This window comes from Hymenobacter frigidus (assembly GCF_014640435.1).
Classification (GTDB): Bacteria; Bacteroidota; Bacteroidia; order Cytophagales; family Hymenobacteraceae; genus Hymenobacter; species Hymenobacter frigidus.
Genome location: NZ_BMGY01000109.1, coordinates 1 through 607, shown reverse-complemented (window position 1 = coordinate 607; position 607 = coordinate 1). Strand labels below are relative to the sequence as shown.

The window sequence follows — 607 nt, the reverse complement described above, 5'->3', positions numbered from 1 at the left end:
GTTGCCTTGGTGGCGCTCAAGGGCCTGCTGGATGGTGTTTTTTTCTACTGCCAGCAACGGCAGCGGATTCTCAGCCGCGGTCGCAGCGGGCGCTGCCGCCGCGGAAGCAGCGGCCGATTCGGGGTTCCGAAACGAGAAATCGGCCGGAAGCAGCACGGGGCCAGCCCCCAGGATAACGGCCCGCTCCACGGCGTGTTGCAGTTCCCGCACGTTGCCGGGCCAGGGGTGCTCCCGGAGCTTGCGCAGGGCAGCGGCACTGAATTCCGGCACGGGTTGCCGGTTGCGGGCCGCGTACACCTGCGCGAAGTGCTGGGCCAGCAGCGGCACGTCGTCTTCCCGTTCGCGCAGGGGCGGCAGCATGATTTCGACCGTATTGAGGCGGTACATCAAGTCCTGGCGGAAAGCACCGCGGGCTACCAGGGCGTGCAACGGGGCGTTGGTGGCCGACAACAGCCGGATATCCACCGGTACGGGGGCGTTGCTTCCTACGGGCACCACCTGGCGGTTTTGCAGGGCCGTGAGCAGCTTGGCTTGCTGCGGCAGGCCAATGTTGCCAATCTCATCCAGAAACAAGGTTCCTCCGGTGGCAGCCTCAAACCGGCCCACG

The 607-nt window shown here is 66.4% G+C and carries 1 protein-coding gene; it reads right to left on the bottom strand.

Going from position 1 to position 607, the window contains the following annotated elements; translation table 11 throughout:
- On the bottom strand, nucleotides 1-607 hold a 607-nt coding region (locus tag IEW17_RS20670), incomplete at both ends, for a sigma 54-interacting transcriptional regulator (protein WP_188563956.1).